Annotated in this window: 27 protein-coding genes; 19 read left to right on the top strand and 8 right to left on the bottom strand. The window is 69.5% G+C overall.

Annotation, left to right across the window (positions count from 1 at the left end):
- The 6 genes from HQ308_RS04720 to HQ308_RS04745 all read left to right on the top strand — a co-directional run bounded on the left by HQ308_RS04720 (window position 1) and on the right by HQ308_RS04745 (window position 6,446).
- Window positions 1–1,578: an ABC transporter ATP-binding protein gene (locus HQ308_RS04720; RefSeq protein ID WP_222645554.1), complete on the top strand. Its 1,578-nt coding sequence runs from the start codon at window positions 1–3 to the stop codon at window positions 1,576–1,578.
- Window positions 1,575–2,774, top strand: a complete 1,200-nt coding sequence (locus tag HQ308_RS04725; protein ID WP_231476227.1) for an ABC transporter permease — start codon at window positions 1,575–1,577, stop codon at window positions 2,772–2,774. The genes HQ308_RS04720 and HQ308_RS04725 overlap by 4 nt, the downstream gene beginning before the upstream one ends.
- Complete coding sequence (locus tag HQ308_RS04730; RefSeq protein WP_027504732.1) at window positions 2,774–4,039, top strand: ABC transporter permease; 1,266 nt, start codon at window positions 2,774–2,776, stop codon at window positions 4,037–4,039. Before HQ308_RS04725 ends, HQ308_RS04730 begins: the two co-directional genes overlap by 1 nt.
- Window positions 4,040–4,136: 97 nt before the next feature.
- On the top strand, window positions 4,137–4,784 hold the full coding sequence (locus HQ308_RS04735; protein ID WP_222645555.1) for an SDR family oxidoreductase: 648 nt from the start codon (window positions 4,137–4,139) through the stop codon (window positions 4,782–4,784).
- 39 nt (window positions 4,785–4,823) lie between these two features.
- The gene (locus tag HQ308_RS04740; RefSeq protein ID WP_222645556.1) at window positions 4,824–5,687 is read left to right on the top strand and encodes a Cof-type HAD-IIB family hydrolase; all 864 of its coding nucleotides are present in this window, start codon (window positions 4,824–4,826) and stop codon (window positions 5,685–5,687) included.
- Between the two features lie 15 nt (window positions 5,688–5,702).
- Complete coding sequence (locus tag HQ308_RS04745) at window positions 5,703–6,446, top strand: siderophore-interacting protein (RefSeq protein ID WP_222645557.1); 744 nt, start codon at window positions 5,703–5,705, stop codon at window positions 6,444–6,446.
- 22 nt (window positions 6,447–6,468) lie between these two features.
- On the opposite strand, the gene HQ308_RS04750 is transcribed toward HQ308_RS04745, so the two are convergent.
- From HQ308_RS04750 to HQ308_RS04760, 3 genes are all read right to left on the bottom strand, one after another.
- Entirely contained in the window at window positions 6,469–7,029 is a 561-nt protein-coding gene (locus HQ308_RS04750) for a hypothetical protein (RefSeq protein ID WP_222645558.1), read from the bottom strand.
- A 61-nt stretch (window positions 7,030–7,090) separates the two neighbouring features.
- Entirely contained in the window at window positions 7,091–7,987 is an 897-nt protein-coding gene (locus tag HQ308_RS04755; RefSeq protein WP_222645559.1) for an ESX secretion-associated protein EspG, read from the bottom strand.
- The gene (locus tag HQ308_RS04760) at window positions 7,984–9,390 is read right to left on the bottom strand and encodes a hypothetical protein (protein WP_222645560.1); all 1,407 of its coding nucleotides are present in this window, start codon (window positions 9,388–9,390) and stop codon (window positions 7,984–7,986) included. Before HQ308_RS04760 ends, HQ308_RS04755 begins: the two co-directional genes overlap by 4 nt.
- 155 nt (window positions 9,391–9,545) lie before the next feature.
- On the opposite strand from HQ308_RS04760, the gene HQ308_RS04765 reads away from it, so the two are divergent.
- On the top strand, window positions 9,546–10,742 hold the full coding sequence (locus HQ308_RS04765; RefSeq protein ID WP_222645561.1) for a metallophosphoesterase: 1,197 nt from the start codon (window positions 9,546–9,548) through the stop codon (window positions 10,740–10,742).
- Here the strand turns inward: HQ308_RS04765 and HQ308_RS04770 are convergent.
- Window positions 10,705–12,021: a CdaR family transcriptional regulator gene (locus tag HQ308_RS04770; RefSeq protein WP_222645563.1), complete on the bottom strand. Its 1,317-nt coding sequence runs from the start codon at window positions 12,019–12,021 to the stop codon at window positions 10,705–10,707. The genes HQ308_RS04765 and HQ308_RS04770 overlap by 38 nt on opposite strands.
- A 167-nt stretch (window positions 12,022–12,188) precedes the next feature.
- Between HQ308_RS04770 and HQ308_RS04775 the strand changes: the two genes are divergently transcribed.
- From HQ308_RS04775 to HQ308_RS04795, 5 genes are read left to right on the top strand one after another with little or no spacing between them, the layout of a single operon-like run.
- Window positions 12,189–12,965, top strand: a complete 777-nt coding sequence (locus HQ308_RS04775; RefSeq protein ID WP_261775734.1) for an ABC transporter ATP-binding protein — start codon at window positions 12,189–12,191, stop codon at window positions 12,963–12,965.
- The gene (locus tag HQ308_RS04780; RefSeq protein ID WP_307108338.1) at window positions 12,955–13,698 is read left to right on the top strand and encodes an ABC transporter ATP-binding protein; all 744 of its coding nucleotides are present in this window, start codon (window positions 12,955–12,957) and stop codon (window positions 13,696–13,698) included. Before HQ308_RS04775 ends, HQ308_RS04780 begins: the two co-directional genes overlap by 11 nt.
- A gap of 24 nt (window positions 13,699–13,722) precedes the next feature.
- On the top strand, window positions 13,723–14,601 hold the full coding sequence (locus HQ308_RS04785) for a branched-chain amino acid ABC transporter permease (RefSeq protein ID WP_027504741.1): 879 nt from the start codon (window positions 13,723–13,725) through the stop codon (window positions 14,599–14,601).
- Window position 14,602: 1 nt separating this feature from the next.
- Complete coding sequence (locus HQ308_RS04790) at window positions 14,603–15,697, top strand: branched-chain amino acid ABC transporter permease (RefSeq protein WP_222645565.1); 1,095 nt, start codon at window positions 14,603–14,605, stop codon at window positions 15,695–15,697.
- A complete protein-coding gene (locus HQ308_RS04795; protein WP_222645567.1) occupies window positions 15,694–17,028 on the top strand; it encodes an ABC transporter substrate-binding protein in 1,335 nt (444 codons plus the stop codon). Before HQ308_RS04790 ends, HQ308_RS04795 begins: the two co-directional genes overlap by 4 nt.
- 52 nt (window positions 17,029–17,080) lie before the next feature.
- Here HQ308_RS04795 and HQ308_RS04800 read toward each other — a convergent pair whose 3' ends face one another.
- Genes HQ308_RS04800 through HQ308_RS04810 form a run of 3 tightly spaced genes read right to left on the bottom strand, consistent with a single transcriptional unit; the run spans window position 17,081 to window position 20,973 of the window.
- Entirely contained in the window at window positions 17,081–19,477 is a 2,397-nt protein-coding gene (locus tag HQ308_RS04800) for a phosphoketolase (RefSeq protein ID WP_222645569.1), read from the bottom strand.
- Window positions 19,478–19,522: 45 nt separating this feature from the next.
- Window positions 19,523–20,164 (bottom strand): hypothetical protein, encoded by a 642-nt coding sequence (locus HQ308_RS04805; RefSeq protein WP_222645572.1) that lies wholly within the window; start codon window positions 20,162–20,164, stop codon window positions 19,523–19,525.
- A gap of 23 nt (window positions 20,165–20,187) precedes the next feature.
- Window positions 20,188–20,973, bottom strand: coding sequence for a hypothetical protein (locus tag HQ308_RS04810; RefSeq protein ID WP_222645574.1), 786 nt, complete (start codon window positions 20,971–20,973; stop codon window positions 20,188–20,190).
- A 3-nt stretch (window positions 20,974–20,976) separates the two neighbouring features.
- On the opposite strand from HQ308_RS04810, the gene HQ308_RS04815 reads away from it, so the two are divergent.
- The 5 genes from HQ308_RS04815 (at window position 20,977) to HQ308_RS04835 (ending at window position 23,798) form a co-directional block, all read left to right on the top strand.
- Window positions 20,977–21,450 carry a hypothetical protein gene (locus HQ308_RS04815; protein WP_222645576.1) on the top strand — a complete coding sequence of 158 codons (474 nt, stop codon included), beginning with the start codon at window positions 20,977–20,979 and terminating at the stop codon, window positions 21,448–21,450.
- 257 nt (window positions 21,451–21,707) lie between these two features.
- The gene (locus tag HQ308_RS04820) at window positions 21,708–22,004 is read left to right on the top strand and encodes a WXG100 family type VII secretion target (RefSeq protein WP_056442041.1); all 297 of its coding nucleotides are present in this window, start codon (window positions 21,708–21,710) and stop codon (window positions 22,002–22,004) included.
- A complete protein-coding gene (locus tag HQ308_RS04825) occupies window positions 22,001–22,288 on the top strand; it encodes a WXG100 family type VII secretion target (RefSeq protein ID WP_235578887.1) in 288 nt (95 codons plus the stop codon). The genes HQ308_RS04820 and HQ308_RS04825 overlap by 4 nt, the downstream gene beginning before the upstream one ends.
- The gene (locus HQ308_RS04830) at window positions 22,288–23,562 is read left to right on the top strand and encodes a hypothetical protein (protein ID WP_222645577.1); all 1,275 of its coding nucleotides are present in this window, start codon (window positions 22,288–22,290) and stop codon (window positions 23,560–23,562) included. The genes HQ308_RS04825 and HQ308_RS04830 overlap by 1 nt, the downstream gene beginning before the upstream one ends.
- Window positions 23,559–23,798 (top strand): hypothetical protein, encoded by a 240-nt coding sequence (locus HQ308_RS04835; RefSeq protein ID WP_222639501.1) that lies wholly within the window; start codon window positions 23,559–23,561, stop codon window positions 23,796–23,798. The genes HQ308_RS04830 and HQ308_RS04835 overlap by 4 nt, the downstream gene beginning before the upstream one ends.
- Before the next feature lie 100 nt (window positions 23,799–23,898).
- Here HQ308_RS04835 and HQ308_RS04840 read toward each other — a convergent pair whose 3' ends face one another.
- Complete coding sequence (locus tag HQ308_RS04840; protein ID WP_222632946.1) at window positions 23,899–24,387, bottom strand: hypothetical protein; 489 nt, start codon at window positions 24,385–24,387, stop codon at window positions 23,899–23,901.
- Between the two features lie 94 nt (window positions 24,388–24,481).
- Here HQ308_RS04840 and HQ308_RS04845 point away from each other — a divergent pair, with 94 nt between their 5' ends.
- On the top strand, window positions 24,482–24,943 hold the full coding sequence (locus HQ308_RS04845; RefSeq protein WP_056442050.1) for a hypothetical protein: 462 nt from the start codon (window positions 24,482–24,484) through the stop codon (window positions 24,941–24,943).
- 10 nt (window positions 24,944–24,953) lie between these two features.
- The gene (locus tag HQ308_RS04850) at window positions 24,954–26,444 is read left to right on the top strand and encodes a fatty acyl-CoA synthetase (RefSeq protein ID WP_222645579.1); all 1,491 of its coding nucleotides are present in this window, start codon (window positions 24,954–24,956) and stop codon (window positions 26,442–26,444) included.
- The last annotated feature ends 11 nt before the right edge of the window (window positions 26,445–26,455 follow it).

The following is a 26,455-nucleotide window of genomic DNA, read 5'->3' on the forward strand; positions in this document are numbered from 1 at the left end:
ATGGCGTCGAACGACACCGCGTCCACGCTCGACAGCAGCCCCGTGCACGACCTGCCGAAGCTCGAACTCCGGGGCATCACCAAGCGTTTCGGTTCCCTGGTCGCCAACGACCACATCGATCTGACCGTCGAGGCGGGGGAGATCCACTGCCTGCTCGGTGAGAACGGTGCCGGGAAGTCGACGCTGATGAACGTCCTCAGCGGCCTGTACCGGGCGGAGGAGGGCGAGATCCTCATCGACGGGGAGCGGCGCACCTTCGCCGGCCCCGGCGAGGCGATGACCGCCGGGATCGGCATGGTGCACCAGCACTTCATGTTGATCCCGGTGTTCACCGTCGCCGAGAACATCATCCTGGGCAACGAGAAGACGACGTTCGGCGGTCGCCTCGATCTCGACGCGGCTCGTGCGCTGGTACGGGAGGTGTCGGCCCGCTTCGGATTCGACGTGGATCCGGACGCGACAGTGGGCGATCTCCCGGTCGGCGTGCAGCAGCGCGTCGAGATCATCAAGGCGCTCTCCCGCGAGGCCGACATCCTGGTCTTCGACGAGCCGACGGCGGTCCTCACCCCGCAGGAGACCGACGAGCTGATGACGATCATGCGTCAGCTCGCCGAGGCGGGAACGGCCATCGTCTTCATCACGCACAAGCTGCGTGAGGTGCGCGTGGTCGCCGATCGCATCACCGTCGTCCGCCTCGGGAAGGTCGTCGGCCAGGCCGAGCCGACCGCCACCGACGGCGAACTGGCGTCCCTCATGGTCGGTCGCGACGTGCAGTTGCGCGTCGCCAAGGACCCGGCGCAGCTGGGGGATGCCGCGCTGGTCGTGTCGAACCTGACGGTTCCGGGTGCTGCCGGCCCGGTGGTGAACGACGTGTCCTTCGAGGTGCGCGCCGGCGAGATCCTGGCGATCGCGGGCGTGCAGGGCAACGGTCAGACGGAGCTCGCCGAAGCACTGCTGGGTCTGCATCCGGCGATGACCGGTCAGATCACGCTCGACGGTGCCTCGCTGGTCGGTCGCGACGTGAAGTCCGTGCTCGACGCCGGTGTGGGTTTCGTTCCCGAGGACCGCACCGAGGACGGACTCGTCGGCGAGTTCACCATCGCCGAGAACCTCATGCTCGACCGGTCGCACGGCGGGCCGTTCTCCGCTCGTGGCAGCATCGTGCGGTCCTTCCTCCGGTCGTTCGCGTCGGAGAAGGTGTCGGAGTTCGACATCCGCACGCCGAGCATCGACACGGCCGTCGGCAGACTCTCGGGCGGTAACCAGCAGAAGGTCGTGCTCGCACGGGAACTCGGGCGCGATCTGCGCCTGCTCATCGCGTCGCAACCCACGCGCGGAATCGACGTGGGATCCATCGAATTCGTGCACAAGCGCATCGTCGCGACGCGGGACGCGGGCACCCCCGTCATCGTGATCTCGTCCGAACTGGACGAGGTGTCGGCGCTGGCCGACCGCATCGCGGTGATGTACCGAGGCACCATCGTCGGCATCGTGTCCGGCGACGCCTCACGAGAAGAGTTGGGACTGCTCATGGCCGGAGGCCACTCCACCGACGCGAACACCGAGGGAGCCGCGTGACCGCGACGGACACCGCGACGCCGCCGTCCACGTCCGAGTCGGTGCTGCGCAAGATCGCCAGTGGCAGTGTGCTGCTGTCCCTGCTGTCGGTCCTGATGGCGTTCGTCGTCGGCGCGATTCTCATCGCCGTCACCGATCCGCAGGTGCGTGAGACGGCGGGCTACTTCTTCTCACGCCCCACGGACATGCTCTCCGCGATCTGGGACTCGGTCTGGGGCGCCTACTCGGCGCTCTTCCAGGGCAGTGTCTACAACTTCCGACGGCCTCGGTTCGCGGACGGTATCCGTCCGCTCACCGAGACCCTCACCTTCGCCACCCCGCTGATCGCCGCGGGTCTCGGTGTCGCGCTGGCGTTCCGGGTCGGCATGTTCAACATCGGCGGCCGCGGCCAGATGCTGATCGCCGCCGCGTGTGCCGGCTACGTCGGGTTCACCTTCGACCTGCCGCCCTACGTGCACCTCATCGTCGCGATCCTGGCCGGTGTCGTCGGCGGCGCGCTGTGGGGCGGCATCGCCGGACTGCTGCGAGCGCGGACCGGCGCGCACGAGGTGATCGTGACGATCATGCTCAACTACGTCGCGTTCTACCTGATCTCGTACCTGCTGCGCACTCCCGGCGCGCTGCAGGCACCCGGCTCCAACAACCCCAAGACGCCCGCGATGATGGACGACGCGATCCTGCCGTCGCTGTTCGGATCGAAGTACTCGCTGCACTGGGGATTCGTCCTCGTCATCGCCGTGACCGCAGCTGTGTGGTGGTTGCTCGAGAGGTCGAGCGTCGGCTTCCGGTTCCGCGTCGTGGGGGAGAACGCCTCCGCGGCCCGCGTGGCCGGCATCAAGGTCGAGCGCGTGTACATCTACGCGATGGTCCTGTCGGGTGCCCTGGTCGGGCTCGCTGGTGTCGCACAGGTGCTCGGTACCGTCACCACGGGTTTCTCCGCTGACATCGACGCCGGCATCGGATTCGACGCCATCACGGTGGCACTGCTGGGGCGCTCGCGTCCGTGGGGTGTGTTCGCCGCCGGCATCCTGTTCGGAGCCTTCAAGGCGGGCGGCTTCGCGATGCAGGCCGCGGAGTCGATCCCCATCGACATCGTGCTCGTCGTCCAGTCGGTCATCGTCCTGTTCATCGCCGCGCCGCCTCTGGTGCGAGCGGTGTTCCGACTACCCGAACCTCGAGCGAAAGGGGTGAGCTGATGAGCACACTCGCCACGGCTCCTCCTGACGCCGGGTCCCGTCCCGCCGCCTCCTGGAAGCTTCCCGTCGTCCTGGGTGTCGTCACCGTCGTCGCGCTGCTGGCCTTCGGGCTGCGGGGCGACAGCGGCACCAGCACGTTCTCCCTGGCCAGTGACAGCGACTTCGTCAGGTTGCCGGACGTGGGGCTGCCCGCGCGCGCCACGTGCATCGCGCTCGTGATCCTGCTCGCCGCCCTCACGCTGGTCAGTGCGGTTCGCACCCGGGCGGGGCAGCGCACACCGGTGGCGGTCACCGCGGTGTTCGCCGTCGCGTTCGTCCTGCTGTTCCTCACGTGGTCCGCGGTGGGCGAGACCATTCCCGTGCCGGGGCTGCTCCTCGGAACCGTCGCCCTCAGCACGCCGCTGATCTTCGGTGCGCTCGGCGGCGTCGTCTCCGAGCGCGTCGGCATCATCAACATCGCCATCGAGGGCCAGCTCCTCGGCGGCGCGTTCGTCAGCGCGGTGGTCGCGACGCTCACCGGGTCGCCGTACGTCGGTCTCGCCGCGGCACTCGTCGCAGGAGCCTTGGTGGGCAGCGTCCTCGCGGTGTTCTCCATCCGGTACTTCGTCAACCAGGTCATCGTCGGCGTGGTGCTCAACGTGCTCGTCGTCGGGCTCACCAGCTTCCTGTACTCCAAGGTGCTGGTCCCCAGTGCCGCGACACTGAACACGCCGCCGCGCTTCCCCCGCATCGAGATTCCGCTGCTCTCCCAGATCCCGATCATCGGTCCGGTGCTGTTCCGGCAGACGGTCATCGAGTACGTCATGTACATCGCTGTGGCGGCCGTGTTCGTCGGCCTCTTCCGCACGCGGTGGGGCCTGCGGTTGCGCGCGGTCGGTGAGCATCCGCGCGCCGCTGACTCCGTGGGTATCGACGTCGCACGCACCCGCTTCTGGAACGTCTGCCTCGCGGGCGCCATCGCCGGCATGGGCGGCGCGTACTTCACCCTGGGGTCGGTCGGTGCGTTCGGCAAGGAGATGACCGCCGGTGCCGGCTACATCGCCCTCGCCGCCGTGATCTTCGGACGCTGGGATCCCGTCCGTGCGACGTTGGCGGCCCTGCTGTTCGGATTCGCGTCCAACCTGCAGAACGTGCTCGGCATCATCGGCTCGCCGGTACCCAGCGAGTTCATGTTGATGCTGCCCTACGTGGTCACCATCCTGGCGGTCGCCGGGCTCGTCGGGAAGGTGCGTGGTCCCGCCGCGGCGGGCAGACCGTATCCCTGATCGGCGTCCGATGTTTGTCGGGCGCCGACAGCAGGGAACCCCCGTCCGTGGACGGTCGTACGGCCGCCCGTGCTCGAAGAAGGGACACCCGGAACTCATGTCACGCATCGCAGTCGTCGGCGGCCACGGCAAGATCGCCCTGAAGCTCGCGAAGATACTGACCGAGAGTGGGCACCAGGTCACCTCGCTGATCCGCAATCCCGATCAGACCGTCGACATCGAGAAGACCGGCGCCACCGCCGTCGTCGCGGACGTCGAGGCGCAGACCACCCAGGAGATCGCCGGAACCGTGACCGGCCACGACGCCGTCGTCTTCGCTGCCGGCGCCGGGGGTGGCGATGCCGACCGCACGTACGCCGTGGACCGCGACGCCGCCATCCGCTGCATCGACGCGGCGTCCGCGTCGGGCGTCCCGCGGTTCGTGCTGGTGTCGTACTTCGGTGCCGGACCGGATCACGGTGTCTCCCCGGACGACTCCTTCTACGCGTACGCCGAGGCGAAGGCCGAGGCCGATCAGCACCTGAAGAACAGCGACTTGTCCTGGACCATCGTCGCGCCGTCCGGCCTCACCGATGACGCCGGCACCGGCTCCATCACCACCAAGGAGCAGGGAGCGACGGGTGCCTCGGTCAGTCGCGACGACGTGGCCGCCGTGATCGCCACCGTGCTCGACACCCCGTCCACCGCCGGCCGCATGATCGAGTTCGACCAGGGCGAGACGCCCATCGCCGACGCGCTGAGCTGACTCCCGGTCGGAACGGTCACCGGGTGAGAGGCTGACCCGGTGACCGTTCGACTCTTCGCCACCGATCTCGACGGGACGCTGCTGCGCTCCGACCGGACCATCTCAGCGCGCACCGCCGACGCCATGGCGGCAGCGCGAGACGCGGGGATCGACGTGGTGTGGGCGACCGCCCGTGCTCGGCACTCCGTGCACGAGTTCGCCGAGCAGAGCGGTTTCCGCGGAATTGCGGTGTGCGCCAACGGCGCCGTCCTCATCGATCTCGCCGACGGGACACCCCAGATCACCGAGACGGTGGGGATGGACGTCGCCATCGGTCAGGCCGCGGTCTACCGGGTGCGCGCCCTCGTACCGGGAACCGTGGTCGCCGCGGTCGGACCCACCTCGTTCGTCGCGGAGTCGGGCTACGCCGCGTTGTGCGTGTTCTCCGACCATCACCGCGACCCGTCCACCATGGACACTGTCGTGGGTGGTGATTTCCCGTCCGACAGCGACCGGCCTCCGGCCTTCCCGTGGTTGCGGGAGGACATGGTGAAGATCGTCGCCCGCCACGCCACCGTGCCGAGCGTGGATCTCTACCGCGCGTTGCTCGCCGGCGGTGTCGACGATGTCTCGGTCACCCATTCCGGCGCGCCCTACGTGGAGATCGCCGCGCGCGGAGTGTCCAAGGCGACCGCTCTGGCGGCGCTGTGCGAGCGCCGCGGAATCGCACGGCGGGAGGTCGCGGCCGCCGGCGACGCACGCAACGATCTGGAGATGCTCGCGTGGGCCGGCACCGCGATCTGTCCGTCCAATGCCATCCCCGAGGTGCAGGCTCTCGTCGATCGGGTGGTCGCGAGCAACGACGACGACGGCATCGCGGAGTACCTCGAGGAGTTGACACACCCCCGCGTCGGTCAGGGTTAGGCTACCCTCAGCTGCATGACCGACGCAGCGACCAGCGAGCAGACCAAGGGCTGGCAAGGCACGGTCCTCAAGCTGATGGGCGGCTCGGACGTGCTGCTGACCGTCCTCGCGGCGGAGGACGTCACCCCGCACTACCGCCGGTTGACGGTCTCCGCGGGTGGACTGTTCACGCGTAAGCCCATGCATCCCACGATGTGGTTGCGCCTGTGGTTTCCCACCGACGACGGCAGTGCCTCGCTGCACCACCGTGCCTACACGGTCGTGAACCCGGACCCCGAGAACGACCGCTTCGACCTGGAGTTCGCGCTGCACGACGGTCCGGCCGCGCACTGGGCGCGACGCGCCGCCCCCGGCGACACCCTCGAGGCGACCTTCCAGGGCTCGAAGTACGCGGTACCGGACCCGCTTCCCGCCGGGTACCTCATCGCGGGAGACAGCGCGGCACTTCCCGCGGTGAACTCGTTGCTGGCCGCACTGCCCGACTATCTTCCCGTCACTCTGTGGCTCGAGACCGTGCACGACGGCGACGACGCGCTCCCGCTCGCAGCGACGAGCGCCACGCAGGTCCATCGAGTACGACGGCGTGACGACGGTGCCTCGATGGTGGAGGCCGTCTCGGCCGCAGCGTTCGACGCGTCCCGCCACGCCGCATGGGTCGCGTGCGACACGGTCACGACGCGCTCGATCGCGTCGATCCTGAAGTCCGACTACCGCGTTCCGCGCAGGTCGGTCAAAGCTCAGGGGTACTGGATTCCCTGAGCGTCACGCACGACGGGGGCTGTCAGGGACGACCGTGATACGTCTTGGCCGCGGTGGTGGACAGCAGGGCCACGATGACGAACCCCATCAGGCCGTTGACGATCGCGGAGCCGAACGCAGCGGTGATCGCTCCCGCGGCGAGGAACGGCAGCACGATGATCGCGACGACCACCAGTCCGGCGATCCAGCTGAAGAACGTGTTCGGTGACGGCACCGCCTGGAACAGCAGGAGCATGAACGCTCCGGCGAGGATCGCGGCGAGGGCGCCGTACACACCGGCGATCCAGGGATCCTCCAGTCCGTACATCCAGAACACGCTGGTTCCGGTTCGGTTGTAGACGGCCTGGACGATCGCCGTGGCCACCCATCCTGCGATGAACGTGGTGATGGCGGTGGCGACGACTCCGCCGATGAACGGGCCGACGTCGAACTTCAGTCCGGACGATGCGGGCTTCTGCGGCGCGTAGCGCTGAACACCGGGCTCGGCGTAGGGCTCCTGCCGACCGTAGGCCCGAGTGCGGTCGTCGTAGCCGTAGTTGCCGACGTCGCGGTTGTCGGAGTCGCGCGGGTAGCGATCGCTCATCTGCCCAGTCCTCTCGATCGGCCGCGCACGCGTCAGCGCCGCAGCGTTCAATGGCCCAACCCTAGCTGCGTGTACCCGTCACCGGTGGTACCGCACCGGCCCGTCGGATCTCGTCGTCGAGCGCCGCCGCGATGGTCTGGGCCGTGGCGGGCAGCACCGCCACCACGTCGGTCGCGTGCACCAGGTAGCGCCCGTCACCGAGCGCGTCGATCCACCGTCTGCCGGCGATCGCCTCGAGCGGGCCGTCGCCGCCGTGTCCCACGACGATCTCACCGAGCCCCTCCCGTGGCCCGTCGAGGATGTGGATCACGCGATCGCGGTCGGTGTCGCCACGCGAATCGTGCAGGTGGGACGACGGAGCGCGGACCACGTCGTCGCGGGACACGGACGACGCCGTCACCCGTCCCGCGCGGCGGTGGGGCAGCGCCGCCGTGAGGGTGTGGGTCATGCGCTCCGGTGGTACGGCGTGGACGTGGACCGTGCCGCCGGTGTCGGAGGTCGGTCCCGGGTCCTGGACCACCACGACGGCGAGCGGGAAGGCCGGAGGCCGGTCGGAATGGAGCGGGAAGGCCGGAGGCCGGTCGGAATGGAGCGGGAAGGCCGGAGGCCGGTCGGAATGGAGCGGGAAGGCCGGAGGCCGGTCGGAATGGAGCGGGATCGCGGAGTACGAGGTTGCGGCTCGGATGCGCACGCGTCGATCGCCCGACTCCACCCCGCAGGCGGTGACCTGGAGTCCGGGTCCGCCGAGCAGGGACGCGGCGGCCAGCAGCGATCGGTCGCCGAGGCGGCGGCGGGCGGCCTCGCGTTCCGCACGCAGATCCGCGGCTGTGCGGGCGCGCGTGGTCCAGGAGAAGGGGAACGGCACTCGATCGCGGCCGATCCGGTCGAGGAGTACGGCGAACTCGAGTGACGTGAGGTGCCACGAGGCGACCCCCGTGGGAGCCGCTCGAACGATCACCCGATCACCGGGGGAGCGACGAGTGGGAGCTCCCCGACCAGGCGGTCGCCGTTGTCCGCCGTGACGAGGTACCCCGCCGTGGTGTGGTCGCCGTCCTGGTCTCCACCGGCGCGGCTCCCCGGCATCATCGCGCCCGGTCCGTAGGCCGCCGCGCGGGTGCCCGCGCCGGAACCGCCCGCGCCGGCTGAGGTCGCGCTCTGCAGGACGGGGCCGGTGGTACCGCCCGAGGGGCCGCGCCCGGACGAGGATCCCGGACCGAGTGTCCGCGCGCCCGACCCACCGGATCCCGCCGATGACCGCTGCCCTGCCGTCCCGTACCCGGCGGGGGTCGAGCCGCGCCCGAAGCCTGCGGGTGAGGTCACGGCAGGCCGGGATCCCGACGGGCCGACCGGTGCCGTGCTCACGGGTGCGACACCCGACGGCGGAGCTGCGCCGTTCGGGGTGCTGCTCGTGCCTGCTCCCGCGGAGTTCTGGGCGGCGGCCGCAGGCTGTGGCCCTGCGACGGGCGTCGAGTCGCCGACCGACGCCGCCGTGGTCGGTGCGGGAGTCGCCGCGAGCGACGAGAGTGCCGTCGAACCGAGCGATGCGGCGTCGACACCTCCGCGCATGCCACCGGCCGCCGAGGACGAGGAACCCGACGCGGACCCGCTCGCCGGATCTCCCGGCGGCGTGAGCACCGGCACGCCGTGATCGGCTCGGACGGCGGTGGGGACGTAGGTGCCGTTCATGACCGCCACGGCCTCGGCGCGCCGCTCCTCCTCCTCGGCCATCATCGCGGTGATCGACCCGGCGGCGCCGACGGGTCCGAGGAACGCGGCCGTCATCGCGGTGCGCGCCCAGTCCGACGGTGTGAACGACTGTGGGGCGGGCATGGTGGCGCGGGTGAGTGCGAACCCGTCGCGGGACTGCTCGAGCTTGCCCGCGACGATGTCCATGAGGTCGAGGGTGCGCAGCGACTCGGTGCGGTACGTCGTGATCGCGGCGAGCGCGGAGTCGGCCGCGGCGCCCTGCCAGTCGGTCCCGAGCACGGCGCCGAGGTCGTTCCACAGGGTCCACACCAGTGCGGTCGCCCGGGTGTGGGCCTCGCGCCACATCGCGGCACCGGAATCGAGGAGCTCCGGCGTGAGTTCGGTGGTGTACGCGAACATCTCGGGGTGCGACATGCCGTCGAACGCCTCCGGGACCACGACGCTCGCGCCACTCGCCGTGTCGCCCACCCTGGACCTGTCGACGGCCTCGCGGGCGACCCGGACGGCGTCGTCGGCGTGGAACTCCGCCGTCAGTCGTGCCGCGGACTCCGCCGCGTCGCTGTCGTGTCCCGTCGCGAAGTCGACCATCTCCGACGCCGCGTCCGAGATCGTCTCGCCCGCGGCACCGATCACCCCCGTGATGTCGAACCCCATGTTCGTGTCCTCCCCGACCGCGGTGCCACGATCCCCGTGACATTCGACGCGCGGACCGGCCGCACGGTTCCGCGTACGGTTGACGCGTCTCTCCCACGCGCGGCGATGCTCCTCGAGAGATCGCCGACGCTCCCGACACCGAAGGAACGTGCACCATGTCGGACCACTCAGTGCCGGGCGAGGTTCGCGAGAGCACTCCGTCCGGCGGGCCGCCCGTGGGCCGGCTCGCCGTCGTGACAGTCGTTCTCGCGATCCTGTTCGGGACGCCGCTGTGGACTCTCGCGTTCACCGGCGCGGACTGGCCGATCGCCGCGAGGATCATCGCGACGGTGGTCGCGGTCGGTGCTGCCGCCGCGCTCGTGATCGGCATGGCGAAGGGGCACGGCCGGGCACACTCCGACCGATGGGCCCGCATCGGGGACACCCTGCTCGGACTGGTGTGGATCGCGTTCGTGTGGTCGATCATCGGGCTCGTCGTACGGCTCGGGCTCGGCATCGTCGGGGTCGACGATCCGCTGCGATCACGCATCGTCGCCGGCGCCGTGCTGGCCGTCATCGTCGCGTTGGCGGTCTGGGGACGACGCGAGGCGATGCGGCTGCCGCGCACGAAGCACGTGACGGTGACGCTCGATCGACTCGGCGCCGGACTCGACGGGCTCCGCGTCGTCCTGGTGACGGACACGCACTACGGGCCGATCGAACGGTCCGTCTGGTCCTCCGACGTCGTGGCGGAGATCAATCGCCAGGACGCCGACATCGTCTGTCACGTGGGTGATCTCGCCGACGGGTCGGTGGAGCGTCGACGTGAGCAGGTGGCGCCGCTGGAACGGGTGCACGCGAAGTCGGCACGCGTCTACGTCACGGGCAACCACGAGTACTTCGGCGAGGCCCAGGAGTGGCTCGACCACATGACGTCACTGGGTTGGGACTCGTTGCACAACAGGCACATCACCGTCATGCGCGGTGGTGACAGGCTCGTCGTCACCGGGGTGGACGACAGGACCGCGCGCGGGTCGGGCGAGGTGGGTCACGGCGCGGATCTGACCGCCGCGCTGGCGGACGCGGAACCGTCGCTGCCGATCTTCCTGCTGGCGCATCAGCCGAAGCAGATCGACGCGGCAGTGGCGGCGGGAGTGGATCTGCAGGTCTCCGGGCACACACACGGCGGGCAGATCTGGCCGTTCGGATTGCTCGTCCGACTCGATCAACCGGTCGTCCACGGCCTCAGCCGACACGGCGCCCGCACGCAGCTCTACACGAGCCGGGGCACGGGGTTCTGGGGTCCACCGTTCCGTGTCTTCGCACCGAGCGAGATCACCGTGCTGACGTTGCGGTCGAGCTCTCTGGTGTGACAGTCGTGGCGGCGCCGACGCCGGCCACCGCGTCCGCCCAGTGCCCGGAGCGGACCAGGGCAAGGGTGAGGAGGAGCCGGTCGTCCGGCGCGGTGATGGATCGGCCGGTCAGTTCCTCGACCTGATGAAGCCGATAGATCACCGTGTTCCGGTGGCAGTACAGCAGTTTGGCGGCGTTGGTGGGTGAACCGTCGGTGGCGAGGACGTGCGCCAGAGTTCGGAGCAGTACCTCCCGCTGCGCGGGCGGGTGTCCGTTCAGCGACCCGAGTGCGTGGGACACGACCAGATCCGAGATCTCGTCGTCGGCAGACATGACGATGTGGGGCAGTCGGTCCGTGGCCACCGCGGCGGGAGTGTCGCCGGCGCCGATGGTGGCCGCCGTGCGCGCGGCAGCTCGGTACGCGGCGGCGAAGGTCACGAGTCCGTCCGTCGACGCGGCGATGCCCACCGGTCCGACCGCGCGTGCGGCGAGAGCCTCCGCCACCGAGCTGAGGTCCGCCTTGGCCGGGCACACGACGCCGAACTGAACCCCGTCGCGAATGTGCCAGTGCGACAGTGATGTCACGCCGTCGACGGCGTCCTCTGGTGAGGTCAGGGGTGGGTCACCTCGCTCGGACAGCGGGCCCACCACGCACGCGATCCGATGCTGTGCGGTGAGCCCCAGTGTGTTCCGCGCATCGACGACGAACGCGGGATCGGCTCCGCGCCCGTCGCGCAAGCCGTCGAGAACGGCGAGGATCTTCGTGACGTCGCGCTGCTGCATCCGTGCGGTCTCACGCCGGTACGAGTCGACGAGAATCGTGTTCTGCGCATCGAGTGCGTGCCACAACCGTTGGCCGGCGACGAGAAGCAGTCGCGGCTCGAGCAGCCCGGGATTCGCGCCGCGAGCGTTGACGAGTTCCTCCCACAACGTTCGACTACCGAGGGTGTACGCCTTGAGCACGAGTTCCATGGGGATGCCCTGGCGCGCGCGTTCGCGACCCGTGCGCCGCCACACCTCGGTGTTGTCCTCGCTACCGTGCTGCGTGCCGCTGAGCTTGCGCAGCCCCAGACGGATGTGTTCCCGCGTGCTGCGACGGACCACGGCCGTGATGTCGGAGCCGGCCTGGAGATAGTCGGGGTCCTGCTCGAACAGGGCCAACGTGATGGAGTCGGCGATGGCGTCCGCCTCCGGGATCAGCGTCGCCCACGCGCGTTGGATCGCGGTTCGTTCCTCCGCCGACAGCCGTCCGCGGACAGGGTGCAGCCCCGATCCACGGCCGATCGACGGCGACGCCATGCGCGCATTTTTGCGCACAGCGCCCGACGGTTCGAGCGGTTTGACCGAAATTGGTGCCCGCGGCATGACCCTTTTCGTGCGCGGAGACCATATCGCCGACTGTGCGGAGTGACCATAGTGAGTGCCACCAAGATGTGAGGTGGGCCACTGTGTCAACGATCGAGACCATGACCGAGTCCGTGTTCGAGCTGTCGTCCGTCACCGTGTCGTTCGGCGGCATCGTCGCCCTGTCGGACGTCGGACTCGATGTCCGACGAGGCGAGGTCGTCGGAGTCATCGGACCCAACGGGGCGGGCAAGACGACACTGTTCAACGTGGCGTGCGGCCTCGTCGCGCCGCAGTCGGGCACCGTGACCCGGAACGGCCGGGTGGTACGCCGGCTGAAGCCGACCGCGCTGGCGGCGCTCGGTATGAGCCGCACACTGCAGGGCCTCGGGCTGTTCGACCGGATGACCGTGGTGGAGAACGTCATGGTCGGTGCGGACCATCTCGCCCGGACCTCGATCGTCGCCGGGCTGCTCGGACTCGCTCGGAGCGGGGCCGACACCGCCGCGATCCGCGACCGGGCTCTGGCCACGTTGTCCGAACTCCGCATCGACGAGTACGCCGACCGGTACCCGCCCAGCCTGCCGTACGCGGTGCGCAAACGCGTCGCGCTCGCGCGGGCGCTGGTGGGGGAGCCGACGTTGCTGCTTCTCGACGAGCCGGCGTCGGGTCTGTCCAACGCCGAGATGGACGAGCTGGGTGAGCTGGTCCGCGGACTCACCTCGCGAATGTCGATCCTCCTGGTCGAGCACCACATGGATCTGGTCATGAGTGTCTGTGATCGGTTGGTGGTCCTGGACTTCGGGAAGGTCATCGCGCGCGGGACACCCGACACGGTGCGCGAGGATCCCGCTGTGCTCGCCGCCTACCTGGGGGACGAGGTGGACCGTGACGCGTGACGTCGTGCGGGACGAGGCGACCCGCGACGCCCTGACCGTGTCCGATCTGACGGTGCGGTACGGCGCCGTCACCGCGCTCGACTCCGTGTCGCTGAGGGTGCCCCGCGGCGCGGTCACCGCGGTGCTCGGGGCCAACGGTGCCGGCAAGACGACCCTGCTCCGGACGATCTCGGCGCTGCACCCGCCGGTGTCCGGCCACATCCGGATGGGCGAGGTCGACCTCGTCGGAGCGAGTCCGGAGTCGATGTCACGGCGTGGACTGTCGCATGTGCCCGAGGGCCGCGGGGTCATCGTCGAACTCACCGTGGAGGAGAACCTGCGTCTGGGAGCGTTGGGCCGCAACAGGTCCGCGGCCGTGGTGGGGATCGACCGCGTGCTGTCCATGTTCCCGGCTCTCGCGGAGCGTCGGGCGTCGACCGCGCACACGCTGTCGGGCGGTGAGCGTCAGATGCTGGTGATCGGGCGCGCCCTCATGGCGACCCCCACGATCCTGCTGCTCGACGAACCGTCGCTCGGGCTCGCTCCCCGCGTGGTGGCGCAGATCTTCCAGACGCTGCGTGACTCGGTCGACTCCGACGGCCTCACCGTCGTGCTGGTCGAGCAGAACGCCCGCAGCGCGCTGTCCATCGCCGAACACGCCGTCGTGCTGTCCCTGGGAACGGTGGCGCGGGAGGGTCCGGCGGCCGACCTCGTCGGCGACGAGGAACTCCGCCACGCCTACCTCGGCTTCTGACCACCCTCACGAAAGGACGACAGAGTGCAACAACTGCTCACCATCGTCATCAACGGAGTGACCAACGGGATGGTCTATGCCGCATTCGCTCTGGCACTCGTGCTGATCTGGCGCTCGACGCGCATCGTGAACTTCGCGCAGGCGCCGATGGCGATGATCACCACCTACGTGGCGCTCGTCGTGGTCGATGCCGGCTACTCCTACTGGGTCGGCTTCGCCGCCGCGCTCGTCTCCGGCCTCGTGCTCGGCGCGCTGATCGAGCGACTGATCATCCGGTACGTCGACAGCGCGTCGCACATCAATCCGGTGATCCTCACTCTCGGTCTCTTCATCGTGATCCACGCGGTGGCGGCACTGGTGTTCGGCAACCAGTTCCGGTCCTTTCCCGCTCCGTTCGGTCTCGACGGTCGGCGCATCGGGTCCGTGGACGTGGCGCTGACGGGCAACGACATCTACAAGGTCGTCGCGGTGCTGGTGGTGCTCGCCGCGCTGGTCGCGCTGTTCCGGTTCACCGATCTCGGACTCACGATGCGCGCCAGTGCTTTCAGCCAGGAGGTGTCGCGCCTGCTGGGAGTGCGCGTGGGCCGCATGCTCACGCTGGGATGGGCGTTGGCCGCGGTGGTCGGGTCGGTCGCGGGTCTGCTCATCGCCGGCGGGTCGCTGGTGCACCCCGGCTACATGGACTCCGTCGTGGTGTTCGGATTCGTGGCCGCCGTGCTCGGCGGTCTCGACAGCCCGGTGGGCGCCGTGGTGGGCGGACTGCTGATGGGCGTCGGGCTCAGTGCGGTCAGTGGCTACATCGGGCAGGACCTCGTGTCCTTCGCGGCGCTGGTCATCCTCATCGCGGTGTTGTTGTTGCGTCCCAACGGATTGTTCGCTGCCGCGGCAGCGAGGAGGGTCTGACATGACCGTGACGACGACCGACAGGCCCACCCCCTCACCCGCACGCTCGCGCGTCGCCCGCGTGGTGTCGACTCCGGTGCGGCGGCACCTGCTCGGCGCTCTGTTGGCCCTCGTCGTGGTGATTCTCGTGCTGGAGAGCGTCAGCACGTTCCGGCAGAGCCAGCTGACGTCGGTGGCGTATCTCGCGATCGCCGCGGCCGGGCTGACCGTGCTCACCGGACTCAACGGTCAGCTCTCCCTCGGGCACGGCGCGTTCATGGCGGTCGGCGCGTACACCGCGGCACTGATGTTGCGGGCGAACGAGTCCGGCTGGTCGGTGCCCCTGGTCCTGATCGCGGCCACTGTCGTGGCCGGTCTGGTCGGGGTCGTCGTCGGGGTCGCCGCGGCGCGATTGCACGGGCCCTACCTGGCCGGCGCGACGTTGGCGCTCGCCGTCGCCGTCCCTGGTCTCGCGCTGTACTTCTCGGAGTACCTCGGGGGCGAGCAGGGTCTCATCGTGCCCAGTCCCGACGTGCCGGCCGCGCTCGACGACATCGCCTTCTTCGTCACCGGAAACGAGCTGACGTCCACGAAATTCGTGGCCTACGTCGGGTGGTTCCTGCTCGTGCTGGTGTTCTTCCTGCTGGCCAACGTGTCGTCGAGTCGCGTCGGACGACGGTGGCGCGCCGTGCGTGACGACGAGGTGTCGGCCGAGATCGCGGGGATCGACCTCGGGCGGGCACGGGTGCTGGCCTTCGTGGTCAGTGCCGCGTGTGCCGGTGCCGCCGGGGCGATCATGGCGATGGCCTCCCGCATCGCCGCGCCGAGCGGGTTCACGCTGGTGTTGTCCCTGACCCTGCTCTCCGCTGTGGTCATCGGCGGACTCGGTTCGCTGACAGGCGCTCTCATCGGTGCCGCGCTCCTCACCTACATCCCGCCGGTGGTGACCAACCTGGGCCTCGACGCCGGGTTGAGCAGCCTGCAGGCCGCGGAACTCGCGCCTCTGGTCACCGGCATCTTCACCGTGGTCGTGATCCTCTTCGCGCCACTCGGACTGGTCGGCACGGTCCGCGGTCGTCTCGTACAGCGTCGTCTGAAGAGAGAAGGAGTTCGATGAACAGGATCCGAACATGGGCGCAGCGGGGCACCGCTCTCGCTGCGGCCGTCGTACTGGTGGCCTCGTGCGGCGCGGGTGGCCGTGAGGAGGCGGAGGAGTCCACGGAGGGCTCGACCGTCGGGATCACCGACACCTCGGTGAAGATCGGTGCGCACTATCCCCTGACGGGAGTCGCCGCTCCCGGGTACAGCGAGATCCCCACGGGCGCCAAGGCCTACTTCGACTACGTCAACGCCGCCGGCGGGGTGAACGGTCGGCAGATCGAGTACCTCGTGCGTGACGACGCGTACGACCCGACCACCACCACACAGGTGGTCAACGAGCTGGTCCTGCAGGACGAGGTGTTCGCGATGGTCGGCGGTCTGGGCACCGCGACCCACAGCGCGGTCATCGACTTCCTCAACGAGGAGGGCGTCCCCGATCTGCTCGTGTCCTCGGGCGCGATCATGTGGGGCAACGATCCGGCCAAGTACCCCAACACCTTCGGGTGGCAGCCCGACTACCAGGTCGAGGGCAAGATCATCGGCGACTGGGTGCAGAAGAACCGGCCGGACGCCAAGGTGGGACTCTTCCTGCAGGACGACGACCTCGGCCGCGACAGCGAGGCCGCGGTGCGCCAGTACCTCGAGGATCAGATCGTCGGCGTCGCCCGCTACACGTCCGGCAACACCGACGTCGCCCCGCAGATCGCGTCCCTCCAGGCGGCGGGTGCCGATCTGATCCTGGGCTTCAACGTCCCGTCGTACACGGCACTGAGCCAGCTGGTCTCCCGCCGACTGAACTACACGCCCGAATGGTTCTACAGCTCCATCGGTTCCGACGTGGACCTCGTGGGGTCGCTGCTCGGACGCTTCTCCCAGGGCGCGGTGACCGACGGCGCCTCGTCGCTCGAGAACATGATCTCCCTCGAGTACATCCCCGGCATCGACTCGCCGGACAACCCGTGGACGCAGTTGTGGCAGAAGGTGTGGGCCTCCAACGGAACCGGTGAGGAGCTGACCAACTACCGCATCTACGGCATGAGCCACGCCTACGCCTTCGTGCAGGCCCTGCAGGCCGCGGGTGAGAACCCGACCAGGGAGGCGATCGTGTCGGCGCTGCAGTCGCAGGGCAAGGACCTGCCCGGCCCTCAGCTCGCCCCGTTCCGCTACTCCGAGGACAGTCACCTCGGCATCTCCGGTGCCAGCGTCTACAAGATCACGAACGGAAAGCCGGAGAACCTGACCCCGGTCCTGGTCACGGACATCGGCGACTCGGCCGTCGAGGAGTACACCGGTGAGGAGGCGACCCCACCGGAGAGCGGGATTCCGGACACCCAGCCGGCCGGATGACCCGGTCGGCGGGATGACGGTGGCGGGGGCGTCGACACGCCCCCGCCGCGGGTCAGTGACGCTCTGCCGACCCCCACGTCCAGTCCTTCACCTCGGGCATGTCCTCGAGATGCTCGACGACGTAGGACCGGTGACGCTCCAACTGGTTCCGACAGTGATCGGCCAGATCGGCACTGTGTTCGGGCACGCGTCGCGCACGTCGCAGCGCGTCGAGGACGAGGTGGTATCGGCTCATCTCGTTGACGACCACCATGTCGAACGGCGTGGTGGTCGTTCCCTGCTCGCGGAAGCCGTGCACGTGGAATCGGGAGGCACCGGTGCGTCCGTGCAGGAGTTCGTGCACCGCGCGCGAGTAGCCGTGGAAGCCGAAGACGACGTCGGTGTCCGCCGTGAAAAGGTCCACGAACGTCTCCTCGGGCATGCCGTGCGGGTGGTCGCGCACCGGCATCAACGCCATCAGATCGACGACGTTCACCACCCGCACCCGAAGATACGGAACCCATTCGCGGAGCAGTTCGGCTGCGGCCAGGATCTCCTGTGTCGGAACGTCGCCGGCGCTCGCGAGCACGATGTCGGGACTGTCCGGGACCTCGGGCCGACCGGCGGTGCTCGCCTCGGTGCCCGCCCACTCCCAGATCGACGCTCCCCGGGCGCAGTGTTCGTGTGCCTCGTCCAGCGTGAGGTACTGCAGGTGCTCCTGCTTGTCCACGACGATCAGGTTCACGTGGTCCCGGCTGCGCAGGCAGTGGTCGGAGATGGACAGCAGTGTGTTGGCGTCCGGGGGCAGCCACACGCGCACCACCTCGGGGGACAGCGGGATGGCGGCGTCGATCATGCCGGGGCCCTGGTGGCTGAAGCCGTTGTGGTCGTTGCGCCAGCACGTGCTGGTCAACAGGATGTTGAGCGACGCGACGGGTTCGCGCCACCGCAGGTCGCGGGCGTGCTGGAGCCACTTGACGTGCTGGATCATCATCGAGACGCTGACCATCGCGAACGCCTCGTAGCTCGCGAACAGTCCGTGCCCGCCCGCGAGCAGGTACCCCTCCAGCCATCCCTGGCACAGGTGCTCGCTGAGCACCTCCATCACCCGTCCGTCCGCAGACAGCGCCGTGTCCCACTCGGTGGTGGGCAGTTGCCAGCAGCGGTCGGTCACGTCGAACACGGCGTCGAGACGGTTACTGGCCGTCTCGTCGGGACAGAAGAGCCGGAAGGATCCGCCGCCGTCCTCGGTGGTGTTGCGCGAGTAGATGTCTCGGAGCAGCTCGCCGAGCACCTTCGTCGTCCCGTGGAACGTGGTGCCGGGTGCGGGTATGTCCAGGGCGTACGTGTCGAGGGTCGGAATGGTCAACGGTGTGAGGAGTCGTCCGCCGTTGGCGTAGGGCGTCGATCCCATGCGCTTGTCACCCGACGGGGCGAGGTCGGCGAGTTCCTCGACCAGGGTGCCGTTCTCGTCGAACAGTGTCTCGGGCCGATAGGACGACAACCAGTCCTGCAGGAGTCGGAGGTGCGCGGGATTGTCGCGCACTCCGGACAGCGGAACCTGGTGCGCCCTGTTCGTTCCCTCCACGAGAACCCCGTCCACCTCGTGCGGACCGGTCCATCCCTTGGGCGTGCGCAGCACGATCGCCGGCCAGCGCACGCGATCACCGGACCCGGAGCGGGCGGCGCGCTGTGCCTCGCGGATCGTCTCGTGTGCGTTCCTGATCGCCTGTTCCAGATCGCGGAACACCTGGTGCGGATCGTCGCCCTCGACGACGACGGGTGCCCAGCCCTGCCCCGAGAGATACTGTGCGACATCCTCGTCGGAGGTCCGGCCGAGGACCGTCGGCCCCGCGATCTTCGCACCGTTGAGGTGCAGGATCGGGAGCACCGCGCCGTCGCGACGCGGGTTCAGGAAGGCCGGAAGCTTCCACGACGCCGACAGCGGCCCGGTCTCCGCCTCACCGTCTCCGATGACGCAGGCGACCGTGAGGTCCGGGCGGTCGAAGGCGGCACCCGCGGCGTGCACGAGTGCGTAGCCCAGTTCGCCGCCCTCGTGGATGCTGCCGGGTGTGGGCACGCTGACATGGCTCGGAATGCCGCCGGGCGAGGAGAACTGGCGGCACAGCACTCGCAGTCCCTCGGCGTCGCGGGAGACCTTAGGATAGATCTCGCTGTACGTGCCCTCCAGATACGTCGACGCGACGAGTGCGGGACCGCCGTGGCCGGGACCGGTGACGTAGAGCCAGTCGGTGTCGGTGCGGCGGATGTGCCGGTTGAGAATCGTGTAGATCATCGACAGGCCGGGGCTCGTGCCCCAGTGCCCGAGAAGCCGGGGCTTGATGTGCTCGGCCCGTAGCGGTTCCCGGAGCAACGTGTTGTCCTGCAGGTAGATCTGCGCGACGGTCAGATAGTTCGCCGCGGCCCACCAGCGCAGGTCGAGCTCCAGGTCGTGATCCTCGTACGGCATGTGCGGTCCTCTCCCGACCGGGCGGCCCCGCTCGTCGGCAGTGGCCTACCCGCCGTGCGCTGTTCCATGCAGGACGGCCGTCGCGAGAACGGCAGGGTGAGCCCGTCCGGCCCACGTGCCGACAAGGGCGTCGCGATCGGCCGGGCCGTCCAGCGGGACGCGATGCAGGGTGAGCACGGCGGTGCCGACGTCGACGACGGTGTCGGTGCCGCGGGTGTCGACCGACGGCGCGTGGACGTCGGGAACGTCGGCGCCGGCCTGTCCGGTTCCGTGGACGAGTGCGGTGACTTCGCGCTCGGGCCCGGGCTCGGAGTACTCGAACGCCGCCTGAGTTCCGCCCGTGAGAACGGTCCGCAGCAGCGTCGCCAGATACACCGGATCGTGCGCTGCGTCGTGAACGTGGCGGGTCCCGAGCACGCTGTGTTCCATGGTGGTGATCAGCGCCGTCTCGGCGCCGGGTAGCGGTGCCGATCGGTACGTGAAAGGCACGTGCAGGATCGTCCCGTCGGCGGCGCGGAGCAGGTGCGACTCCAGTCCCACCTCGCCGTCGGGATCGTCGAAGCGGTAGGCGTCGACGACCTCGAGAGTGCCGGCGTCGATGCCTGCCGCCCACGGCTGCAGCGGAACCCACTGCCGCAGCAGGTCGATCTTGGTGGGAACGATGGTCGCGCGATGAATCAGGGCCACGCCGCGCACGCTACGCCGCGGTGTCAGTCCTCGGCGGAGGTCTCTGCGGCAACGGTGCCGAAGATGTCCGCGCGTCCCACGCCGTCGAGTACCGCGTGCCGGAGCTCGGGTGGCACCAGCAACACCTCTCCGCCGACGAGCAGTCCCTGGTCGATGAACGCTCGGAGCTTCGCGGTCACCAACTCCGCCGTCCGCTTGTCCTCGCCCTCGAGGTCGTCGTAGTTCTCGTCCAGGTTGCCCTCGGGCGGGTCCGGCGTCATGGCGGCCAGCACCGCCTGGGCGACGAAGCTGTCGGCCACCGAGGCGGAGACGTCGATCTCGTCGTCGGCGGACAACTGCGCCGTGACGTGCGCCGCGACGACGGTGCGCAGAGCGTCCGCCTCGCGCGCCCGGACGTTCGCCGCGAGTGGTCCGGGAGCGGCGCCGGCGTCCGAGATCTCGACGACGCCGGACGACACGGCGGTGGTCCAGGCGTGGGCGAGTTCGGGCACGTCGGCGGGCATCTGGAACGTCGACGCGGGCACGGTGAGCCCCAGCGCGGCGGCCACCTCCTTCGCGTCGATCGGCCGACCGGTGCTCGACCAGGCGAGCAGGGCGTCGACGTCGCGGACGATCGCGAGCTCGGCCAGTGCCGCCGACTCCGCGTCCGCACTCACCTCGGGCAGGGTGATGTCCTCGGGCGTCAGCGTGTCGGGGACGCCGTCGACGAAATCGGTGAGGTCCTCCATGCAGTGCTCGTAGTCGGCGTCGCTGCCGCTCCAGATGTCCTCGTCGTCGAGGAACGTCAGATAGGACAGGGCGCTGAACACGAGGTGGAGCGCGGCGTCCTCGCTCGCCTCGGTGTTCTGCGCGAGGACGGATTCGGCGGGGAGAACGCGGCGAACAAGGCTTCCGACAAGGCCGACGAGGTCGCGGACAAGGCTGCCGGCAAGGCGAACGAGGTGGCCGACAAGGCCGGGGACGTCGCGGAGAAGGCAGCCGACAAGGCGAACGAGGTCGCTGCCAAGGCGCAGGACAAGGCCGGCGAGGTCGCCGATCGTGCCAAGCACGCCGCGGACAACGTCGCCCAGCAGGTGCGCAGCTTCGACGCGAACTCGTCCGACGTGAAGAAGGCCTCCGCAGTGAGCGCCCCCGTCATCGCCGCCGTCGTCGGTGCGATCGTTGCCGTCGTCGTGGTGCGCCGTCGGCGCAACGCCCCGCGCCGGGTCGCCCAGAAGCGACTGTCGGTCGCGCAGAGCTTCGGTCAGGATCTGGCCGAGACGGTGAAGCACAAGCTCGACCGCTGATCACCGAGAGATATCCGGGTCAATGCTGCGGACTGTTCGTTCGAACGAGGGGGCAGCGTTGATCTGATCACCGTGCACCGTCACCACGGAGCACAGTGACCACCATCCGAATGCGGCGTCTGCACGGGGCAGGCGCCGCATTCGTGTGTCCGGACACTGCTGACCGGTTCCGCGGGAACCGAACGTGAGTCCTGCCCGTCCATGCCTGCACACGCCGCCGACGACCGGTCGCCGGCGCCGGGCGGGGGGAGCACGGCATGGAACACACGGCTGTCGACGCGGCGACCATGGTGGACGCGGCCAGGGCGTTGGGCAGGGTGTCGCTGGATCTCGAGCGGGAGGTCGCGGAGGCCGCCTCGGTCGTCGCCGCGGTGTCCGCCTCGTGGCAGGGCCTGGCGGCGACAGCGTTCGTCGACGGGTGGGGCACCGTTCATCACGGCGCCCGATCGGTGGTCGCGGCGCTCGAGGACTCAGCGGGTCGACTCGAGATCGCAGCCATTGCCTATGCGGGACAGGACGACACGGCCGCGGCCGCGATCGCGGGTGCGGTGTGACGGGCTACCGAGTGGACCTGGCCGAACTGGATGCCGTGGTCGTGAGGCTGACGCGGTTGGCCGAGGCCACGCGGGTCGCGCTCGACGACGTGTCGGTGCGGGTGTCCGCCTTGCCGTGGGAGGGCACGGCGGCAGAGGCTCATCGCGCCGCGCAGAGCGCATGGTCGGCTGGGGCTCGCGAGATGGCGGTCGGTGTCGAGACCATGAGAGACGCTGCGCGCCGGGCACACTCGTCGTACACCGCGGCCCTCGAGTCGAACAGCCGCATGTTCGGGCGCGACTGATGGCGCCCCCGGTCGTTCTCGACGTGTCACCCGAGGTCTACGCCGAGGCGGCTCGGTCGGTGTATCGCGCGGACGAGATCATGGCGAGTGCGGTGAACGTCCACCACGGTGCGTCGCGCGCGTGGGCCGCGATGGCGGGAAGCGACGCCGCGGGTGAGCAGTGGGGCCGGGCGTACGACGGATCCGTCGTCGATCTCTCCCGCGCACTCGCCACGACGTTCTCGGCGACGTCGGTGCTGGCGCGGCTCGTCGATCAGGCGGGTACGAATCACGTTGCGGCGGAGTCGATCGCAGTGGTTCCGAGTACCCCGCCGCCGGCAGGACGGGCACCGTCCGCCGCGCGGCAGCTCGAGTACCCGAGCGCGGTGGGTGACCTCGGCCCGGGGCTCCAGGGTGCGGTGGAGCTGGCCGATGCGGTCGGCGTGCCGTGCCCCAACGGCGACACCGACGCACTGCGGGACGCGTCGAGCGCGTGGATCGTGCTGGGGCAGGCGATGCTCGACGCACGGTCCGAGGTGCTCGGTGCCGCAGCCGATCTGGGTGCCGTGAACGTGCCGGAGCGGGACGCGATGGTGCGGGACCTCCGTCGACTGTCCGAGGCAGTGGAAGCGGTGGCGGGTGCGTGCTCGGGGCTGGCCGCCGCGTGCCACGACTACGCCGAGCAGCTCGAGAAGACGCGCCGCGACATCCGCGACCTGATCGAGCAGTTCGCGGTGGAGGAGGCGGCGGCCGTCGCGGTCGGTATCGGGTTGGCCTTCGTGTCCGCGGGACTGTCGGCCGCGGCGGGAGCGGCGATCACGGCCGGTCGTTTCGCACGTACCGCCTCGAGAGTGCGCGCGGTCATCGCGGCGCTGCACGCGTTCGCTCGGATGCGGCGCACCGAGACGTCGATGGCGACGGTGCGACGAGCTGCCGACGACGTGGAGGATCTGACCACTCGTGTGCCCGTCGGCCTGGACGACGTCAGTGCGGCGGAGCGTGCTGCCGGTCCGCCGCCGGCAGGGTGGTCGTCCACTCGTGCGCTCGACGACCACTTCGCGCGCCACGGCGCCGACGTGGGTGCGCGGTCGGCCGACGAGTACGCCGACCTCGCGGCGCGGTTCCGCACGGAGGGCTCGCATCAGGTCAAGGTCGGCCCGGACGGCACCGTGCGGATGTACGACCCGGAGACCAACACGTTCGCGTCCTACACGCCGGACGGCACCACCAAGACATACTTCAAGCCCGGATCCGGTGCGTCGTACTGGGACCGCCAACCAGGAGTTCCGGAATGACCACTCACCTCTGCCCGGTCTGCCACTACCCCGGTCTCGCGGACCCGCCGTGGTCGGAGGCGGGAGCGTCGTACGAGATCTGCCCGTCGTGCGGCTACGAGTTTGGTGTCACCGACGACGACCTTGGGGTGACGCCCGAATCCTGGCGCCGGCTGTGGATCGACCGCGGGCATCCCTGGAGTTCGACGGCGCCGCCGCCGCCCGGCTGGGACGGCGCACGGCAACTCCGGCGCTGACGTGCGGGAAGGCCGGAGGCCGGTCGGTGGACTGCGGGAAGGCCGGAGGCCGGTCGGTGGACTGCGGGAAGGCCGGAGGCCGGTCGGTGAATCTCCAGTGTCAGGGGAGCAGGTGCGAGTACGCGGAGCACGTGGAGGCGACGCCGATGTAGACGAGTCCGTCCGACTGCTCGTCCGACCATCCGCGCACTCGCGTCCGGTCGGCGGTGTCGGCGAGGATGTCGACTCCGGTGCGTCCGACGGCGAGGTCTCGGCAGATCGAGGTGACCGAGGTGTCCATGAAGGCGGCGGTGTCCGGGTCGGTCGGGTAGCCGGCCATCTGCATGATCTCGGCGAAGGCGTCGAACGGTTCCTCGGCGGCCTGCTGGGCGAGGGGAGCGATCTGCACCGCCGGAGTGTCGAGGGCGACGGGCGAGTCGACTGCGGTGACCGGCGCGGCGGGTGCGGGGGCGTCCGAGGCACTGGCCGTGGCGGGGGCACTGTCGGACAGCACCATGGTGGTGGTGGCTGCGCCGGCGAGCACGGTCACCGCGGCGCCGATCACCGCGATCCGTCGTCCGGTGCGAGTCGGTCGCCGATGTGCTGGCATCACGTTTCCTCGGTTGGTGGGTCAGTCGCTGACTTATACCCATTTCCGAGCAAAATGTTACTGGAGTCTCACAGGAATCAGGGAGGACGCGCGCATGGAGAAGGTGACGGCCCGGACTCTCGGGGCGTGGGTCATCACGGTGAATCCCCGCAGGACCGACGTCGCCTCGTTGCTCGCCGACGGGCACGCGGGCGGTGACTGGTGCGTGGCGCCCAACTACCGTTCGCGCCTCATGGCGGCCGGTCAGCCCATCCTGCTGTGGGTGAGCAACCGATCCGGCGTGCACCCCGCGCGGGGATTCTGGGGCGTGGGGACCGTGCTCGGCCCCGCTGTCGACATGCACGATCCCGACGATCCGCGCCTGCACGTTCCCACCGAGATCACCACGCTCGGCGAGCCCGTGACGGCCGCGGAGTGCGCCGGGACGGCCGGGCTGGACCGACTCGAGATGCTCCGGTCGCCCCAGCAGTCGAATCCGTCCGTGGTCACCGCCTCCGAGTGGTCGCTCCTTCGCGCTCGTCTCGAACGGGCACCGGAGGCGCCCGGCCTTCTCTAGTGTCCGAGGTATGACAGCTGATGTTCGCGCGAGCACGGTCGACGCAGTCCTGACGAGGTCGGCGCGTCGGTACCCGGACCGGGCAGCCCTGGAGTTCGACGGTCGAACGCACACCTATGCGGCACTGGACGCGGCGGTGTCCCGCGTCGCTCGGTACCTGGTGTCGACGGGGCTCGCACCGGGAGAGCGGGTCGCGGCCTACGGCACCAACTCCGACTCCTACATCGTCGGGTTCCTCGCCTGCTGCCGTGCCGGGCTGGTGCACGTGCCGATCAACTACGCCCTCGTCGAAAACGAATTGACCTACCTGGTCGGCCAGTCCGGTGCTCGCGCGCTGCTGGTCGACGACGCTCTGGCGCCGGCGGTCGACGCCGTGCGGACGGGTCTCGATCTCGACGTCGTGCTCTCTCTGCAGGAGCTTCTCGACCTTCCCGACGTGTCGGTCGCGCTGCCCACGGTGCTGACCACCGATCTCGCCCAGTTGCTGTACACCTCGGGAACGACGTCGAAGCCCAAGGGCGCGATGATGTCTCACGGTGCGCTGGTGAGCGAGTACGTCTCGTCCGTCCTGGCACTGGCGTTCACCGCCGACGACGCCCCGCTCGTCGCGATGCCGCTGTACCACTCGGCCGGCATGCACGTGTTCGCCCTGCCGTACCTGTCGGTCGGCGCGACGGTGCGCCTGATGGCGAAGCCGGACGTCGCGGAGATCCTGCGCCGCGTCGAGGCCGACCGCATCGGTTCGCTGTTCCTGGCGCCGACGGTCTGGGTCCCTCTGGCGGGACACCCGGATCTCGAGACCCGCGATCTGTCGTCCCTGACCAAGGCGCAGTACGGGGCATCGATCATGCCGGTCACGGTGCTGGAGCGGCTGCGGGCGCGGTATCCGGACCTTCGGTTCTTCAACTGTTTCGGACAGTCGGAGATCGGTCCGTTGGCGACGGTGTTGCAGCCGGAGGAGCACGATGCACGGCCCGCCTCGTGCGGGCGCGCCGTCTTCTTCGTCGAGACGCGGGTGGTGAACGCCGACGGTGAGGACGTGGCGGACGGTGAACCCGGCGAGATCCTCTACCGCTCACCGCAGTTGTGCGACGGGTACTGGGAGAACCCGGACGCCACGGCCGAGGCCTTCCGCGACGGATGGTTCCACTCCGGTGATCTGGTGACCCGGGACGCGGAGGGATTCGTGACGGTGGTGGACCGCATCAAGGACGTCATCAACACCGGCGGCATCCTGGTGGCGTCGCGGGAGGTCGAGGACGCGATCTACACCCATCCGGCGGTGGCCGAGGTCGCGGTGATCGGCGTTCCGGACGAGAAGTGGATCGAGGCGATCACGGCGGTGGTGACGGTGAAGGACGGTCGTGCGGTGACCGCCGAGGAGATCATCGCCCACGTCTCGGGTCGCATCGCACCGTTCAAGATTCCCAAACAGGTGCGGTTCATGGACGAATTGCCGCGTAACCAGAGCGGCAAGCTGCTCAAACGCGCGCTGAGGTGATCGAACCCGCG

The organism is Rhodococcus sp. BP-241, from assembly GCF_019836145.1.
Classification (GTDB): domain Bacteria; phylum Actinomycetota; class Actinomycetes; order Mycobacteriales; family Mycobacteriaceae; genus Rhodococcoides.

What these genes read in the sequence shown, in the direction of transcription:
- HQ308_RS04720 (WP_222645554.1), top strand. Translation starts at nt 1, where the DNA reads ATGGCGTCGAACGACACCGCGTCCACGCTCGACAGCAGCCCCGTGCAC.
- HQ308_RS04730 (WP_027504732.1), top strand. Translation starts at nt 2,774, where the DNA reads ATGAGCACACTCGCCACGGCTCCTCCTGACGCCGGGTCCCGTCCCGCC.
- HQ308_RS04735 (WP_222645555.1), top strand. Translation starts at nt 4,137, where the DNA reads ATGTCACGCATCGCAGTCGTCGGCGGCCACGGCAAGATCGCCCTGAAG.
- HQ308_RS04745 (WP_222645557.1), top strand. Translation starts at nt 5,703, where the DNA reads ATGACCGACGCAGCGACCAGCGAGCAGACCAAGGGCTGGCAAGGCACG.
- HQ308_RS04750 (WP_222645558.1), bottom strand. Translation starts at nt 7,029, where the DNA reads ATGAGCGATCGCTACCCGCGCGACTCCGACAACCGCGACGTCGGCAAC.
- HQ308_RS04760 (WP_222645560.1), bottom strand. Translation starts at nt 9,390, where the DNA reads ATGGGGTTCGACATCACGGGGGTGATCGGTGCCGCGGGCGAGACGATC.
- HQ308_RS04765 (WP_222645561.1), top strand. Translation starts at nt 9,546, where the DNA reads ATGTCGGACCACTCAGTGCCGGGCGAGGTTCGCGAGAGCACTCCGTCC.
- HQ308_RS04770 (WP_222645563.1), bottom strand. Translation starts at nt 12,021, where the DNA reads ATGGCGTCGCCGTCGATCGGCCGTGGATCGGGGCTGCACCCTGTCCGC.
- HQ308_RS04775 (WP_261775734.1), top strand. Translation starts at nt 12,189, where the DNA reads ATGACCGAGTCCGTGTTCGAGCTGTCGTCCGTCACCGTGTCGTTCGGC.
- HQ308_RS04790 (WP_222645565.1), top strand. Translation starts at nt 14,603, where the DNA reads ATGACCGTGACGACGACCGACAGGCCCACCCCCTCACCCGCACGCTCG.
- HQ308_RS04795 (WP_222645567.1), top strand. Translation starts at nt 15,694, where the DNA reads ATGAACAGGATCCGAACATGGGCGCAGCGGGGCACCGCTCTCGCTGCG.
- HQ308_RS04800 (WP_222645569.1), bottom strand. Translation starts at nt 19,477, where the DNA reads ATGCCGTACGAGGATCACGACCTGGAGCTCGACCTGCGCTGGTGGGCC.
- HQ308_RS04820 (WP_056442041.1), top strand. Translation starts at nt 21,708, where the DNA reads ATGGAACACACGGCTGTCGACGCGGCGACCATGGTGGACGCGGCCAGG.
- HQ308_RS04830 (WP_222645577.1), top strand. Translation starts at nt 22,288, where the DNA reads ATGGCGCCCCCGGTCGTTCTCGACGTGTCACCCGAGGTCTACGCCGAG.
- HQ308_RS04835 (WP_222639501.1), top strand. Translation starts at nt 23,559, where the DNA reads ATGACCACTCACCTCTGCCCGGTCTGCCACTACCCCGGTCTCGCGGAC.
- HQ308_RS04840 (WP_222632946.1), bottom strand. Translation starts at nt 24,387, where the DNA reads ATGCCAGCACATCGGCGACCGACTCGCACCGGACGACGGATCGCGGTG.
- HQ308_RS04845 (WP_056442050.1), top strand. Translation starts at nt 24,482, where the DNA reads ATGGAGAAGGTGACGGCCCGGACTCTCGGGGCGTGGGTCATCACGGTG.
- HQ308_RS04850 (WP_222645579.1), top strand. Translation starts at nt 24,954, where the DNA reads ATGACAGCTGATGTTCGCGCGAGCACGGTCGACGCAGTCCTGACGAGG.